The 14,611-nt window shown below is 71.3% G+C and carries 13 protein-coding genes; 5 read left to right on the top strand and 8 right to left on the bottom strand.

Going from position 1 to position 14,611, the window contains the following annotated elements; translation table 11 throughout:
• Window positions 1–46 precede the first annotated feature (46 nt).
• From ASF41_RS17265 to ASF41_RS17250, 4 genes are all read left to right on the top strand, one after another.
• Window positions 47–1,600: a sensor histidine kinase gene (locus ASF41_RS17265; protein WP_056495337.1), complete on the top strand. Its 1,554-nt coding sequence runs from the start codon at window positions 47–49 to the stop codon at window positions 1,598–1,600.
• The gene (locus ASF41_RS17260) at window positions 1,593–2,015 is read left to right on the top strand and encodes a response regulator (RefSeq protein ID WP_056354774.1); all 423 of its coding nucleotides are present in this window, start codon (window positions 1,593–1,595) and stop codon (window positions 2,013–2,015) included. Before ASF41_RS17265 ends, ASF41_RS17260 begins: the two co-directional genes overlap by 8 nt.
• A gap of 85 nt (window positions 2,016–2,100) precedes the next feature.
• Window positions 2,101–2,724 (top strand): response regulator transcription factor, encoded by a 624-nt coding sequence (locus tag ASF41_RS17255; protein WP_056495334.1) that lies wholly within the window; start codon window positions 2,101–2,103, stop codon window positions 2,722–2,724.
• 163 nt (window positions 2,725–2,887) lie between these two features.
• On the top strand, window positions 2,888–3,826 hold the full coding sequence (locus ASF41_RS17250) for a pirin family protein (RefSeq protein ID WP_056495331.1): 939 nt from the start codon (window positions 2,888–2,890) through the stop codon (window positions 3,824–3,826).
• 202 nt (window positions 3,827–4,028) lie between these two features.
• On the opposite strand, the gene ggt is transcribed toward ASF41_RS17250, so the two are convergent.
• The 8 genes from ggt to ASF41_RS17210 form a co-directional block, all read right to left on the bottom strand.
• Complete coding sequence (gene ggt / locus ASF41_RS17245) at window positions 4,029–5,606, bottom strand: gamma-glutamyltransferase (protein ID WP_056495328.1); 1,578 nt, start codon at window positions 5,604–5,606, stop codon at window positions 4,029–4,031.
• Between the two features lie 19 nt (window positions 5,607–5,625).
• Window positions 5,626–6,555 (bottom strand): ABC transporter ATP-binding protein, encoded by a 930-nt coding sequence (locus ASF41_RS17240; protein ID WP_056495324.1) that lies wholly within the window; start codon window positions 6,553–6,555, stop codon window positions 5,626–5,628.
• The gene (locus tag ASF41_RS17235) at window positions 6,552–7,583 is read right to left on the bottom strand and encodes an ABC transporter ATP-binding protein (protein ID WP_056495321.1); all 1,032 of its coding nucleotides are present in this window, start codon (window positions 7,581–7,583) and stop codon (window positions 6,552–6,554) included. Before ASF41_RS17235 ends, ASF41_RS17240 begins: the two co-directional genes overlap by 4 nt.
• 2 nt (window positions 7,584–7,585) lie before the next feature.
• Window positions 7,586–8,494 (bottom strand): ABC transporter permease, encoded by a 909-nt coding sequence (locus ASF41_RS17230; RefSeq protein ID WP_056495318.1) that lies wholly within the window; start codon window positions 8,492–8,494, stop codon window positions 7,586–7,588.
• 199 nt (window positions 8,495–8,693) lie between these two features.
• Window positions 8,694–9,638, bottom strand: coding sequence for an ABC transporter permease (locus ASF41_RS17225; RefSeq protein ID WP_056495315.1), 945 nt, complete (start codon window positions 9,636–9,638; stop codon window positions 8,694–8,696).
• A 16-nt stretch (window positions 9,639–9,654) separates the two neighbouring features.
• Entirely contained in the window at window positions 9,655–11,160 is a 1,506-nt protein-coding gene (locus tag ASF41_RS17220) for an ABC transporter substrate-binding protein (protein WP_056495312.1), read from the bottom strand.
• Window positions 11,161–11,295: 135 nt separating this feature from the next.
• Window positions 11,296–12,915 carry a gamma-glutamyltransferase family protein gene (locus ASF41_RS17215; protein WP_056495309.1) on the bottom strand — a complete coding sequence of 540 codons (1,620 nt, stop codon included), beginning with the start codon at window positions 12,913–12,915 and terminating at the stop codon, window positions 11,296–11,298.
• A gap of 95 nt (window positions 12,916–13,010) precedes the next feature.
• Window positions 13,011–14,075, bottom strand: coding sequence for an SDR family oxidoreductase (locus ASF41_RS17210; RefSeq protein WP_056277964.1), 1,065 nt, complete (start codon window positions 14,073–14,075; stop codon window positions 13,011–13,013).
• Between the two features lie 111 nt (window positions 14,076–14,186).
• Between ASF41_RS17210 and ASF41_RS17205 the strand changes: the two genes are divergently transcribed.
• Window positions 14,187–14,564 carry a helix-turn-helix domain-containing protein gene (locus ASF41_RS17205; RefSeq protein ID WP_056212318.1) on the top strand — a complete coding sequence of 126 codons (378 nt, stop codon included), beginning with the start codon at window positions 14,187–14,189 and terminating at the stop codon, window positions 14,562–14,564.
• Window positions 14,565–14,611 lie beyond the last annotated feature (47 nt).

Here is a 14,611-nt window from a genome sequence, read left to right as displayed (position 1 = left end):
CCGGGCGCGGTCCCGCTATCCTGTCGGACCCCGGTGGATGAGGTGCATGCGGCACGGTTTCTCGCGGCAACGGTTTGCACGCCCGACGGACTCGCGACAGGCGCTGCCGCCCCAGGTCTTCTCCCGCTGGCCCAGCCGCGCCTCCGCCTCGGCCCATGACGGTCCCATCGGCATCGACGATCTTCCGGCCTGGATGCTGGCCGCGCCGCCGGGGCGGGGCCGGGCCCGGGCGACGGCCATCGGCACGGCGGCCCTGCTGATCCTGCCATCCATGGGCCTCGCCGGCCTCGCGGGCTGGGCCGCCGCGGCCTGGGGCGGGGCGCCCGCCCTCGTCCTCGGCGCACTCGCCCTCGTCGCCGGGGGCGCGGCCCTCGCCGTGGCGGCCCGACAGGCGCAGCGGTACCGGATCGGCGAGACGCGCCTGGAGGCCATCTTCGAGCGGTCCGGCATCTCGATGTGGCGTGAGGACTGGACGGCGGCGGGCGAAGCGGTGATGGCCCTGCGCCGGGCCGGCACGGTGGACATCGAGTCCCACTTCGCGAGCCGGCCGGAGGCGCTTCGCGCCCTGCGCCGGCAGGTCATCGTCACCGACGTGAACGGCTTCACGGTTGAGGAGACGGGCGCCTCCGGGAAGGACGCCTATCTGGGTCCCCTGGACCGCCTCCTGCCGGACACCGACCAGACCTTCGTGCAGTGGCTGGTGGCCTTCGGCCGGGGCGACCGCTTCTTCCGCTCGGAAGCCCACGTGGTGCGCGCCGACGGCAGCGAGATCGACATGCTGTTCACCGCCATGCTGCCCCGGGACCTGGCGGGCTTCTCCGAGATCGTCGTGACGGCCCTCGACGTGACGGCCTTCAAGCAGGCCCAGAAGCGCTTCGCCCGGGCCGACACCGAACTCGCGCGCGCCTCCCGCATCACCACCGTGGGGGCGCTCAGCGCCTCCATCGCCCACGAGGTCAATTCCCCCCTGGCGGCCATCCTGGCCAACGCACAGGCCGCCACCCGCTGGCTGCGGCGCCCGGTGCCGGATATCGGCGAGGCCGCGGCGGCCCTCGACGACGTCGTCACCGAGGCGACCCGCGCCCGCCACGTGATCGCCCGGACCCGGTCCTATCTCGGCAACGCCCCGCGCGCCTCCGCCCCCGTGGACCTCCTCCAGGCGGCCCGCGACGCGAACCTGCTCGTCGAGGGCGAACTGCGCCTGCACCGTGCCGCCGTCCACATCGCGGCCGAGGGCGCGATTCCCTGGATCGACGCCGATGCGATCGGCCTGCAGCAGGTCTTCGTGAACCTGCTCCTCAACGCCGCCCAGGCGATGGCGGAGGGGGACGGACCGCGCGACGTCACCGTGACGATCCGGGCCACGGGCGAGGCGGTGACGGTCGACGTCACCGATACCGGCCCCGGCATCGCGCCCGAGCGGCGCGCCCACATCTTCGAGCCGTTCCACTCGACCCGGGCGGGCGGGATGGGCATGGGCCTCGCCATCTGCCGCAACCTCATCGATGCCCATGGCGGCGACATCTGGGCCGATGCCGCGCCCGGGGGCGGGGCCGCCTTCCACTTCACCCTCCCGGTCGCCGGACCCGCCCATGGCTGAGCCCGCCGCCGGAGATTCCGCCACCCGGAACGCGGCCCCGCGGGCGCCCGTCGTCGCCATCGTGGACGACGACCCGGCGATCCGCTCGGCCCTGTCGCGGCTCGCCCGCTCCCTCGGCTACGCCCCCGCCTCCTTCGCCGGGGCCGAGCCGCTCCTGAACGCGGCGGACGATGCGGGGATCGCCGTCGTCGTCACGGACGTGCAGATGCCGGGCGTGAACGGTCTCGACCTCCTGCGGCTCCTGCGCCTGCGCCGACCGACGCTGCCGGTCATCGTGATGACGGCCTATCCGAGCGAGTCGAGCCGTGCGCGGGCGCTGGCCTCCGGCGCCTTCGCCTACCTTGCCAAGCCCTTCGACGCCGAGCAGTTCGAACACTGCCTGGGCAGCGTCCTCGGCATCACGCGCCACCCGTGATACGCAGGTGCCTCATCCGTAGAAGATGCACCTGGCTGGCGCGTATCTTGTAAGCTTGCCCAGTGTATTTGCTTTCCTTGGAAAGATGTCCGAAGCGACCGTCCACATCGTCGACGATGATCCGGCCCTGCGTTGCGCGCTGATGCGTCTGTGCCGGTCGAGCGGATTGCTTGCGGTTGGTCACGGAGACGCTGCCGCACTCGCCGCGACACGGGTCCGGACGGCACCGGAATGCATCCTCCTCGACGTTCGTCTTGCCGGGGAGAACGGCCTCTCGGTCCAGGAGGCCCTGCGTTCGGCCGGCAGCACCGTGCCGATCATCTTCCTGACCGGCTTCGGCACCATCCCGATGACGGTGCGGGCGATGCGCGGCGGCGCGGTGGAGTTCCTGACGAAGCCGGTGGTGGCTGAGGTCCTGCTCGATGCCGTGCACCGGGCCCTCGAAGCCGATGCGGCGGCCCTGGAGGCCCGCCGCGCCCGGGAGGCTTTGGCCGAGCGTCTGCAGGCCCTGACCCCGCGCGAGCTGGACGTCATGCGCTGCGCCATCGGCGGCCTGATGAACAAGCAGATCGCCGCCGAACTCGGGATCACCGAGATCACCGCCAAGGTCCACAAGCGGCGGATGATGGAAAAGATGCAGGCCCGATCCCTGGCCGACCTCGTGCGCATGGCCGACCAGATCGGCGTGGCGGCGACCCGCCAGCGCTAAGGCACGGCGCGAAGGTGCAAAGCGAAGCCGGATTCGACAATCCCATCCCCTCCCCCGGCCTCCAGATGCGAGCGGGCCGGCACCCGGGCCGGCGCCGCCTGCCGGGCGAGGCGGTCGGCACGGGATGATCCGGCTTGGCGGCCATGACACGGGAGGACATCGAATGAGCTGGCACAGTGCGGAGGACCCGATCCCGGGCGACCGCTTCACCTGCGACGCGATCAAGACCCTGATCGTGCCGCGCTCGCGGGACCTCGGCTCCTTCGCGGTCCGGCGTGCCCTGCCGTCGACCGAGTGCCGGATGGTCGGCCCGTTCATCTTCTTCGACCAGATGGGCCCGTCCGAGTTCCTGCTCGGCCAGGGCATGGACGTGCGGCCCCACCCGCATATCGGCCTGTCGACGGTGACCTACCTGTTCGAGGGGGAGATCCTGCACCGGGACAGCCTGGGCACCGCGCTGCCGATCCGGCCGGGCGCGCTGAACTGGATGACGGCCGGGCGGGGCATCACCCATTCCGAGCGCACCGGGGCGGACCTGCGCCGGACCGGCTCGACCCTGTTCGGCCTTCAGAGCTGGGTGGCGCTGAGCCGCCAGGACGAGGAGACCGCGCCGGCGTTCGAGCATTACGAAGCCGAGGCGCTGCCGATCCTCGGCGGCGAGGGCAAGACCGTCCGGTTGATCGCCGGCGAGGCCTTCGGGGCGACATCGCCGGTGCGGACCTCGAGCCCGATAGTCTATGCCGACGTGAGGCTCGAGGCCGGCGCAGTGCTGCCCCTCGACCCGACCTACGACGAGCGTGCCATCTACACGGTCTCGGGCGCCATCGACATCGCCGGGGATGGGTTCGGCCCGGGCCAGCTCCTCGTCTTCCGGCCGGGCGACCGGATCAGCGTGCGGGCGACCGAGACCGCCCGCTTCATGGTCCTGGGCGGCGAGCCGATGGACGGCCCGCGCCATCTCTGGTGGAACTTCGTCTCCTCCCGGCCCGAGCGGATCGAGCAGGCCAAGGAGGATTGGCGCCAGGCCCGCTTCGACACCGTGCCGGGGGAATCCGAGTTCATCCCCTTGCCCGAGCAGCCGGCCCCGGTGCGCTACCCATGAGCCGGATGCCCGCGCCTCAGACCCTCTCCGGTCGATTCCTCCGGCGCCCTTCGCGCGCCGGTCCCCTCTCCTGGAAGGAGAGGGACAGGGCGAGGTGTGTGACTTCCGCGGATGGGGCACTGCCCTCACCCCAACCCTCTCCCCATGGGAGAGGGGGCCTGTCCCGACCGGTCCAATCGACGCGATCGACCGGAAAGAACGTTCAGTAGCCGAGGGCGCAGCCGTCCTTGCGCGGATCGGATCCGGCGGCGCGCATGCCCGTCGCCGGGTCGACCCAGATGATCTGGCCGCCACCGATCGGGACCGGGGCCGGCACCGTGACGTGCCCGCGCGCGGCCAGCCCCTCGGCGAGCCCGGCGCCGAAGCCACCCTCCAACTCGATGCCGCCGCCATAGGCGAAGCTGCGCGGCGCATCGAGGGCCTCCTGCACGTCGAGGCCCCGGTCGATGATGCCGGTGAGCAGCTCGACATGGCCCATGGCCTGGTAGTGCCCGCCCATCACGCCGAAGGGCGCCACCATGGCGCCGTCGCGCATCAGCATGCCGGGGATGATGGTGTGCATCGGGCGCTTCGAGGGCGCGATGGTGTTGGGATGGCCAGGCTCGACCCGGAACGAGAAGCCGCGGTTGTGCAGCAGCACGCCGCTCTCCGGCGCGGTGATGCCGCTGCCGAAGCCCTGGAAGATCGAGTTGATCAGCGAGATCGCGTTGCCGTCGCGGTCGACCACGCAGAGGTAGACCGTGTCGGTGTGCCGGATCTCCGGCCACAGCACCGGCGCCTGCGCGTGGGCCATGTCGATGGCGCCGTGCGCCCGCGCCTGCCAGGCCTGGGAGAGCAGGTGCTCCACCGGCACGGCGTTCACGACCGGATCGGCGAAGAGCGCGTCGCGGTGGTGGTAAGCCTGCTTGCAGGCTTCCGTGAAGAGGTGGACCCGGTCCAGTTCGGACAGCGCGCCGACGTCGTACTGCGACAGCACGTTCAGCATCATCAGGGCGGCGAGGCCCTGGCCGCTCGGGGGACATTCATAGACGTCGTAACCCCGGTAGCGGGTCGAGATCGGCGTCACGTATTCGGGCGCCGCGTTGGCGAAATCCTCCAGCGTGTGCAGGCCGCCGAGTTCGCGCAAGGTGCGCACCATGTCCTCGGCCACCGGGCCCTCGTAGAAGCCGGGGGCGCCGTGCTCGGCGATGCGCCGCAGGGTGGCGGCGAGCTTCGGGTGGCGCATGATCGTGCCGACCTTCGGCGCCTCGCCGTCGACGAGGTAGGCGGCGGCCGAGCCGGGATCGGCCCGCAGCTTGTCGCGGTTGCGCGCCCAGTCGTAGGCGACGCGCGGCTGCACCGGATAGCCCTCCTCGGCGTAGCGGATCGCCGGCTGCAGCAGCTCGCCCAAGGTGCGGGTGCCGTGATCGGCGAGCAGCCGCGCCCAGGCCGCGACGGCGCCCGGAACCGTGACGGCGTGCGGCGAGGTCGCGTCGATCGCCACCTGGTTCTCCACGTACCAGGCGTCGTGCGCGGCGGCCGGGCTGCGGCCGGAGCCGTTCAGCGTGACCGGCACGGCGGCGCCCTTCGGCGCGTAGAGGGCGAAGCAGTCGCCGCCGATGCCGGTCATGGCCGGCTCGACCACGCCCTGCACCGCCACCGCCGCGATGGCGGCGTCAACGGCGTTGCCGCCGGCCTTCAGGACCTCGATGGCGGCCAGCGAAGCGAGGGGATGGGAGGTCGCGACCGCGGCGTTGGCGGCATAGACGGGCGAGCGGCCCGGTTTCGAGAAGTCTCTCACGGCGTCGGGTCCTTGGGGGTCAGGAATAGCGGGTGTCGGCGACCCAGTGGCCGGGGGCGACCTCGACCAGGCCGCCGATGGCATCCGGATCGGCGGGGGGCAGGAGGGAGGCGGCGCGCAGGCGGGCGCGCTCCTCCACGGGGTTGGGCACCGGCACGGCGCTGAGGAGGCGCCGGGTGTAGGGATGGCGCGGATCTTCGTAGAGGGCATCGGCCTCGGCGAGTTCCACCACCCGGCCGTGCCAGAGCACGGCGACGCGCTGGCAGAGGTAGCGCACCATGCGCAGGTCGTGGGAGATGAACAGGTACGAGATGCCGAGCTCGTCCTGCAGGTCCTGCAGCAGGTTGACGACCTGGGCCTGGATCGAGACGTCGAGGGCGGCGATCGGCTCGTCGGCGACGATGAAGCTGGGTTTCAGCGCGATCGCGCGGGCGATGCAGATGCGCTGGCGCTGCCCGCCGGAGAACTGGTGCGGGTAGCGCCGGGCGAAGCGCGGATCGAGTCCGACCCGGGCCAGCAAGCCCTCGACCTCGTCGCGGCGCTCGCCCCGGGCCATGCCAGGCCGGTGCAGCCGAAACGGCTCGGCCACGTAGTCGCCGATGCTCATGCGCGGGTTGAGGGCCGCGTAGGGGTCCTGGAACACCATCTGGATGCGAGCGCGCATCCGGCGCATCTCCCCGGCGGAGAGCTTGGCGAGGTCGGCGCCCTCGAAGGCGACGGTGCCGGCGCTCGGCGGGTTCAGCATGGTGACGGCACGGCCGATGGTGGACTTGCCCGAGCCGGATTCCCCCACGAGGCCCAGCGTTTCGCCCGGCCGGATGTCGAAGCTGACATCCTGGACCGCCCGGAACACCGCGCCCTTGCCGCCCCACCAGCTGCGCAAGGGGTAGTGCTTGCTCAGGTTGCGCACCGAGAGCAGCGGATAGTGGTCGGCGGGCTCGGGCCTCATCGTGCGGCTTCCTCGGCGGCGAGGCGCGCCGGCAGGTCGTACCACGCCGCCACGAGGTGGCCCGGGGCGGCGCCGGGGGCCTGGGCCAGGGGCGGCGCCTCGGTGAGGCAGCGCGACGTCGCGTACGCGTTGCGCGCGGCGAAGGGGTCGCCCGGCGGCGGATGGCGCATGTCCGGGGGAGCGCCCTCGATCTGATGCAGGCGCCGGCGCCCGGCCCGGCCGCGGCTGAGGTCGGGCAGCGAGCGCAGCAGACCGAGGGTGTAGGCGCTGCGCGGATCGCGGAAAAGGTCGTCCACCGGGCCGCGCTCGAGGATGCGGCCGGCATACATGACCTGCACGGTGTCGGCGATGCCCGCCACCACGCCGAGATCGTGGGTGATCCAGATGATCGCCATGCCGATCTCGCGCTTGAGCTCCTGCACCAGACCGATGATCTCCGCCTGCACGGTGACGTCGAGGGCGGTCGTCGCCTCGTCGGCGATGAGGAGCTTGGGGCGGCACGACAACCCGATGGCGATCATCACCCGCTGGCGCTGGCCGCCGGAGAACTCGTGCGGGTACTGGTCGAGGCGGGCGCCGGCGTTCGGGATGCGCACGAGGTCGAGGAGGTCGCGGGCCCGGGCCCGCGCCGCCCGGCCGTCGAGGCCGAGATGGATGCGCAGGGGCTCGATGATCTGCGCGGCCACCGTCATGCCGGGGTTGAGGGAGCTCATCGGGTCCTGGAAGACGAAGCCGATCTGCCCGCCGCGCACCTTCCGCAGGTCGCGCTCCGGCAGGCGCAAGAGGTCGCGGCCGGCGAACAGAACCTGCCCGCCGGTGATGCGGCCGGGCGGGCGCGGGATCAGCCCCAGCATCGCCAGCACGTGCACGCTCTTGCCGGAGCCGGATTCGCCGACGATGCCGAGGGTCTCGCCCTCCTTGAGCGCATACGACACGCCGTTGACCGCGTGGACCGCGCCGCCCTCGCTGTCGAAGGCGACGCCGAGGTCGCGGACGTCGAGCAGGGGCTTCGGGCTCTCCGGAACCATGGTCAGGTCCTCTGCCGGGGGTCGAGGGCATCGCGCAGGCCGTCACCGAGGAGGTTGAAGGCCAGCACCGCAAGGAAGATTGAGGCCCCGGGCCAGATCGCCATCCAGGGCGCCTGCTCGAGGAAGTTCTTGGCGACGTTGAGCATCGAGCCCCAGGACGGCTCGGGCGGCTGCTGGCCGAGGCCGAGGAAGGACAGGCTGGCCTCGGCGATGATCGCCGCCGCGATGGTCAGGGTCGCCTGGACCAGGATCGCCGGCACGATGTTGGGCACGATGTGGCGGATGGCGATCCGCCAGGGCGAGTTGCCGACGGCGCGGGCAGCCTCCACGAACTCCTCCGCCGCCACCGCCTGCACCTGCGCCCGGGTCAGGCGCACGAAGGTCGAGGTGGCCGAGAGGCCGATCGCCACCATGGCGTTGGACAGGCTCGGACCGAGGAAGGCGGCGAGCGCGATGGCGAGGATCAGGAACGGGATCGCCAGGAGGGCGTCGGTCAGGCGCATGATCGCCAGGTCGACCATGCCACCGGCATAGCCGGCCAGCAGGCCGAACGGCAGGCCGAGCGCCACCGCGAGAGCCACCGAGGTCAGGCCGGCGCCGAGGGAGGCCCGCGCCCCGAAGACGATGCGCGAGAGCACGTCATGCCCGACCTCGTCGGTGCCGAAGGGATGCGCCCAGCTCGGCGGAGAGCGGATGGCGCCCCAATCGGTGGCGATGGGATCGTAGGGCGCGATCCCGTCGGCGAAGATTGCCATCAAGATCAGCGCCACCACGATGACGAGGCCCACCATGGCGGTGCGGCGCGCTTTCAAGCGCGTCCAGAATTCGCGGATCGGGCTCGGCTCGGCGCGGAGCGCGGGCTCGGCGGCCGGCAGGGCGATGTCGGGCGGGGCGATGGCAGCCTTGGTCATCGGGCGCCACTCCCGTCGATCGGTTCCTGCCAGGCGATCACGCGCTTCCCTCCCCCTCGTGGGGAGGGATCGAGGGTGGGGGTGGCGCCGTTAGCCTTCGCACTTGGAGGGTCACCCAGCCTTCTACTCCGCCCCACAAGGGGGAGGAGAGACGCGCTCGATATCCCCGCGATGCGGTGCTCCTGCACAACGCCCATGCTCACGCGCGCCTCAGCTTCGGGTTGACGAAGGCCGCGAGGAGGTCGGCCGCGAGGTTGAGGAGGACGTAGGTGGTGGCGGTGCAGATCACGACGCCCTGCACGGTGGCGTAGTCGCGGTTGAACACCGCATCGACCATCAGCTTGCCGAAGCCCGGCACCGAAAACACCTGCTCGGTGAGCACCGCGCCGGAGAGAAGCTGCCCGAATTCGAGGGCGCCCAGGGTGATGATCGGGATCGCGGCGTTGGGCAGGGCGTGGCGCAGGATCAGGCGCAGGGGCGAGACGCCCTTGGCCCGGGCGGTGCGGACGTAGTCCGAGCAGAGCACGCCCAGCATCGCCGCGCGGGTGTGGCGCATCATCACCGCCGCGATGGCGTTGCCGAGGACGAAGGCCGGCATCGCCATGGAGCGCAGGTTCTCGGACAAGCTCTCGAAGGGCGAGACGTAGCCGGACGCCGGGAGCCAGCCGAGCTGCACGGAGAACAGCAGGATCATCAGGATGCCGAGCCAGAAATTCGGCACCGACAGGCCCCAGAGGGCGATGCCGTTGGCCAGGGTGTCGGCAGCCGTTCCGCGCTTGACCGCCGACAGGATGCCCATCGGCACGCCGATGACGAGCGCCACCAGCATGGCGAGGCAGGCGAGTTCGAGGGTGACCGGCAGCTTCTCGATGACGAGGTCGAGGACCGGCTTCTGCAGGCGGATCGACTCGCCGAGATCGCCCTGCAGCACGCCGCCGGCCCAGAGGGCGTAGCGCACGGGCAGGGGCTGATCGAGGTGGTACTTCTGCCGGATGAAGGCGATGACCTCGGGGTCGCGCTCCTCGCCGGACAGGGCCGTCGCGGTGTCGCCCGGCAGCAATTGCTGCAGGGTGAAGATGATCATCGAGGCGATCACCAGGGTTGGGATCGCGAGCGCCAGGCGCTGGACGAGAAAGCGCAGCATCGGCCGCCCCCCCGCCTCAGTTGAGCGTGAGGCCGGTGAAGCGCACGAGGCCGTCGGGATAGGGCGTGAAGCCGGTGAGCTTGGTGCTGTAGGCCCAGAACAGCTTGCGGTGGAACAGGTAGATCAGCGGCCGGTCGGCCATCACCCGGTCGGCGAGCTGTTTCCAGGCCTCGGCGCGCTGGCCGGGATCGACCGTGGCACGCTCGGCGCCGAGCGCCGCGTCCGCCTCCGGGTTGCAGTAGCGGGCGTAGTTCAGGGGCGTCTTGCAGGCGAGGAAGCTGAAGGTGTTGCCGTCGGGATCGGGCCGGCCGCTCCAGGAATAGAGGTAGGCGTCGAAATTGCCCTTGTCGGCGGCGTCCAGCGCGGTGGTGAAGTCGGTGGCCTGGAGCTTCACATCGAAGCCGGCCTCACGGGTCATCGCCTGGATGACCTGGCCCACCTGGGGCGCCTCGTTGTTGGCGTAGACCGTGAGGGTCACGCTCGGCTTCGGCACCCCGGCCTCCGCCAGCAGGGCCTTGGCCTTGGCCACATCCCGCTTCGGGATCGGATACGCCTGCACGTAGGCCGGGTGCTTGGGCGAGACCCACTGGTTGCCGGGCAGGAACTCGCCGCTGAACACCACCTGGTTGAGGGCGTTGCGGTCGATGGCGAGGTCGAAGGCGGCGCGCACGCGCGGGTCGGCCACCGCCGAGCCCGCCCTGTTCGGGTTGAACACGATGGACTGGAAGCCGAGCTCGATGGTCGAGCCGATCTTGAGCTTCGGGTCGCGGCTCACCTGCGGCAGGTCGGTCGGGGTCAGCCGCTCCAGCAGGTCGAGCTGGCCGGCGCGGAGGTTCGTCAGGCGCACGGTGCCGTCGGGGATCGGCCGGAACTCGATGCGCTGCAGGTGGATCTGGTCCTTGTTCCAGTAATCGTCGAAGCGCTCGACCACGATCCGGTCCTGCGGCACCCGCTCGACGAACTTGAACGGCCCGGCGCAGACGGGAGCCGTGGAGAACTTGTCGCCCAGGCGCTCGGCGGCCTTGGGAGAGACCATCATGCCGGCGCGGTCGGTGAACTGCGCCATCAGGGGGGCGAACGGCGTCTTGAGGAGGATCTTGAAGGTCAGGTCGTCGACGACCTCGACCCGGTCGATCGGTGCGATCTCGCCGCGCCGCTGCGATCCGGGCAGCTTCATGTGCCGCTCAAGGCTGTACTTGGCCGCCGCCGCGTCGAGCTTCTCGCCGTCGTGGAACAGCACGCCGGGCCGCAGGGTCATGGTGAGGGTCTTCTGGTCCTCCGACAGGCTCCAGCCGGTGGCGAGCTGCGGCACCGGCTTCAGGTCGGGGCCGATATCCACGAGCTTGTCGCACAGGGCTGCGAAGACCATGCGGCCGGCGAAGGTGCGGGCCAGCGTCGGGTCGAGGGCGTCCGGGTCCTCCATCAGGCCGAAGCGCAGGGTCTGGGCCTGCGACGCCCCGACGAGAACGGGCGACAGCGCGGCAATGCCCGCGACGAGGCTGACAGCGAACAGACGCAGCATCAAGCTTCCTTCAGAACAGGGATCGGTCCGGATCGCGGATCGGTCGCACCCGAGGGCCGATCGGCACGAGCCGGGAAGACGTTCGAAAGTGCATACATTATCCGTGCCAGCGGATGCTGGCGCAAGCGCGGCCGGTTACCAAACCGCCACTTGCCCATCGCGGCGCGGATCGCTGGCGCCGACATAGCCCTCGGTGCTCGCGTCCCCCATGCGCCAGATGAACTGGCCGGCGCCGAAATCCTGGTAGCTGTCCTGGATCACGTCGACCCGGTGGCCGCGCTCCACGAGGCCCTGCAGGGTCGCGGCCGGCATCGTCGCCTCGGCGTTGATCTCCCGGCCCGCGTTGAAGCGCCAGCGCGGCGCGTCGCAGGCGGCCTGCGGGTTCTGGCCGTGGTCGATCATCCGCACCAGGGTCTGCAGGTGGCCTTGCGGCTGCATGTTGCCGCCCATCACGCCGAAGCTCATCACGGGCGCGCCGCCCTGCGTGAGGAAACCCGGGATGATGGTGTGGAAGGGCCGCTTGCCCGGCGCCACCACGTTCGGACTGCTCGGGTCCAGCACGAAGCCGTAGCCGCGGTTCTGCAGCGACAGGCCCCATTCGGGCACGACCACGCCCGAGCCGAAGCCCATGAAGTTCGACTGGATGAAGCTCACCATCATGCCGGATTCATCGGCCGCCGTGAGGTAGACGGTGCCGCCGCGCACCGGGTTGCCGGCGCCGAAATCCTGCGCCCGGCGCGGGTCGATCAGCTTGGCGCGGTCCGCCAGATAGGCGGGGTCGAGCATCGCCTCCGGGCTGACCTCCATGCTGCGCGCGTCGGCGACGTAGCGGTAGGTGTCGGCGAACGCGAGCTTCATCGCCTCGATCTGCAGGTGCTGCGCCGCCGGCCCGTCGGGGGCCAAGCCCGCGAGGTCGAAGGAGTCGAGGATGCCGAGGGCGATCTGGGCGGCGATGCCCTGCCCGTTCGGCGGGATCTCGTGCAGGGTGTAGCCGCGGTAGTCCTTGGCCGTCGGCGTCACCCATTCGGGCCGGAAAGCGGAAAGGTCCGCCACCGTCATGGCGCCGCCATGGGCCGCGGCGTGGCGGGCCATGGCCTCGGCGATCTCGCCCTCGTAGAAGGCCCGCCCCTTGGTCTCGGCGATGGCCCGCAGCGACCGGGCGATGCCCGGCAGGGTGACGCGCTCGCCCACATGGGGGACGCGGCCGCGGGGCAGGAAGGTTTCGGCGAAGCCGGGCTGGCTCACGAGATCGGCGACCGTCGCGGCGGCCGCCCATTTCTGCTGCACCACGACCGGCGCGAGGTAGCCGCGCTCGGCGATCTCGATGGCGGGCTGCAGGAGATCGGCGAAGGGCAGCGTCCCGAAGCGCTCGCTCAGGGCCACCCAGGCCGCGACGGCGCCCGGCACCGTGACGGAATCCCAGCCCCGCATCGGCGGGCGCTCGGCTGCCCCGTATTTCCGGGCGAAGTAGTCGGGGGTCCAGGCCGCCGGCGCCCCGCCCGAGGCGTTGAGGCCGTGCAGCGCCTTGCCGTCCCACAGGATGCAGAAGGCGTCCGAGCCGAGGCCGTTGCTGCAGGGCTCGGTGATGGTCTTGGCCGCCGCCGTGGCGATGGCGGCATCGACCGCATTGCCGCCCTGCCACAGCATGCGGATGCCGGCCTGGGCCGCGAGCGCGTGCGAGGTCGAGACCATGTTGCGGCCGAAGATCGGCATCCGCACGGTGGGGTAGCCGGTGGTCCAGTCGAACGGCTTCATCGGATCGGGGTCTCGCGCATCGGGGGATCCGGCGATGATGGAGACAAACGCCGGGTCCGCCAAGTCGCGGGCGAAGCCCCGGCCGGTGGCGGATGTCAGGGAATGACCCGCTCCGCCCGCAGGCGGGCGAACAGGTCGAAGAACGCGTCGTCGGTGGCCTGGTAGTCCAGGAAACCGAGGCGCCGGCTCTTGCTCATGTCGGTGACGACCTCGATGGGGCGGCCGAGATCCGCATCCGTGTGCCAGGCCGAGGCGAGGCGCCCGAGATCGGCCTCCTTGAGGCCGTGCCGGGCGGCGAGTTCGGCCCAGAGCGGGGCGGCGCCGTCCATCTGCTGCTCCAGGGGCAGGACCGTGCCGTCGAAGGGCGCCGGCTGCACGCCGAACCAGTCGGCGATCCGGCCCCACATCCAGCTCCAGCGGAAGACGTCGCCGTCGACGATGTTGAAGGCCTCGTTGCGGGCTGCCGGCGTGGTGGCGGCCCAGGCGAGCTGGCGCGCCAGGATGCGCGCATCCGTCATGTCGGTGAGCCCGTTCCACTGGGCGGCCGAGCCCGGGAAGCGGAACGGCCGACCGGTCTCGCGGCAGAGCGTGGCGTAGACCGCCAGGGTCACGCCCATGTTCATGGCGTTGCCGAGGGCGTAGCCGATGATGGTGTGGGGCCGGTGCACGCTCCAGCCGAAGCCGTCCCGTGCTGCGGCGGCGAAGACCTCGTCCTCCTGCGCGTAGTAGAAGTTCTCGACGTCGAGGCGGCCCTGCTCCTCGCGGAACGGCGTGGCCGGCAGGGTGCCCTTTCCGTAGGCCTCGAACGGCCCGAGATAGTGCTTGAGGCCGGTGACCAGGCCGACATGCGCCACGCCGCCGTTCGGCCGAAGGGCGTCGAGGAGATTGCGCACCATCGTCCCGTTGACGCGGATGTTCTCCGCCTCCGTCTCCTGGCGGAGCCAGGTCGTGATGAAGACGTCGGTGGGGCGGACCTCCGCCAGCGCGCCGCGTAGGCTCTCGGGGTCGAGGAGGTCGGCGGCCACCGGCGTGACGCCGGCCAGGTCGGCGGGCGGGCGCCGGGCGAGGCCGGCCACGGACCAGCCCTCCGACACCAGGTGACGGGCGAGGTTGTTGCCGACGATGCCGCTGACGCCGGCGATGAGGGCCGTCCTGGTCATGGAAGTCTCCGTCTTGATCTGAGACCGACCTATGGAGACAGTCCGCCCCTGACCAGACGGCACCGATTGGAGTCATAGGCACCAAACGGTAACCAGCAAAGGGCGACGACCATGGAGAGGCTGAGTGCGGACGAGACGTGGCGCGAGGACTGCGCACCGCGCCGGGTGCTCGACCTGTTCGCGACCAAGTGGACCAGCATGGTCCTGCATACGCTGCACGCCCGCCACGGCGGGGCGGCGCGCACCGGCGTGCTCCAGCGCAGCCTGCCCGGCATCTCGAAGAAGATGCTGACCCAGACCCTGCGCGACATGGAGGCGAGCGGCCTCCTCACCCGCCACGTGGCCGGCACGGTGCCGCCCGCCGTGGACTATCGCCTGACCGCGCTCGGGGGCCGCTTCGTCGAGCCGGTCGAACTCCTCTACGCCTGGGGCCGCGCCAATGCCGACGCCCTCGACGACCTGAAGCCCCGGCCGACCTCCCGCCGCTGACGGGCGGACGCTCAATCCGGCAGGCCTCCTGCATGGGGGCCGTCCGT

The organism is Methylobacterium sp. Leaf111 (assembly GCF_001423285.1).
In the GTDB taxonomy this organism is placed as follows: domain Bacteria; phylum Pseudomonadota; class Alphaproteobacteria; order Rhizobiales; family Beijerinckiaceae; genus Methylobacterium.
Note: the sequence above shows the minus strand (reverse complement) of the source record. Positions and strands in the feature narration are given on the sequence as shown.

Coding starts and splice junctions, on each gene's coding strand:
- ASF41_RS17250 (WP_056495331.1), top strand. CDS start 2,888: ATGAGCTGGCACAGTGCGGAGGACCCGATCCCGGGCGACCGCTTCACC.
- ASF41_RS17265 (WP_056495337.1), top strand. CDS start 47: ATGCGGCACGGTTTCTCGCGGCAACGGTTTGCACGCCCGACGGACTCG.
- ASF41_RS17220 (WP_056495312.1), bottom strand. CDS start 11,160: ATGCTGCGTCTGTTCGCTGTCAGCCTCGTCGCGGGCATTGCCGCGCTG.
- ASF41_RS17225 (WP_056495315.1), bottom strand. CDS start 9,638: ATGCTGCGCTTTCTCGTCCAGCGCCTGGCGCTCGCGATCCCAACCCTG.
- ASF41_RS17215 (WP_056495309.1), bottom strand. CDS start 12,915: ATGAAGCCGTTCGACTGGACCACCGGCTACCCCACCGTGCGGATGCCG.
- ASF41_RS17260 (WP_056354774.1), top strand. CDS start 1,593: ATGGCTGAGCCCGCCGCCGGAGATTCCGCCACCCGGAACGCGGCCCCG.
- ASF41_RS17210 (WP_056277964.1), bottom strand. CDS start 14,075: ATGACCAGGACGGCCCTCATCGCCGGCGTCAGCGGCATCGTCGGCAAC.
- ASF41_RS17255 (WP_056495334.1), top strand. CDS start 2,101: ATGTCCGAAGCGACCGTCCACATCGTCGACGATGATCCGGCCCTGCGT.
- ASF41_RS17235 (WP_056495321.1), bottom strand. CDS start 7,583: ATGGTTCCGGAGAGCCCGAAGCCCCTGCTCGACGTCCGCGACCTCGGC.
- ASF41_RS17205 (WP_056212318.1), top strand. CDS start 14,187: ATGGAGAGGCTGAGTGCGGACGAGACGTGGCGCGAGGACTGCGCACCG.
- ASF41_RS17230 (WP_056495318.1), bottom strand. CDS start 8,494: ATGACCAAGGCTGCCATCGCCCCGCCCGACATCGCCCTGCCGGCCGCC.
- ASF41_RS17240 (WP_056495324.1), bottom strand. CDS start 6,555: ATGAGGCCCGAGCCCGCCGACCACTATCCGCTGCTCTCGGTGCGCAAC.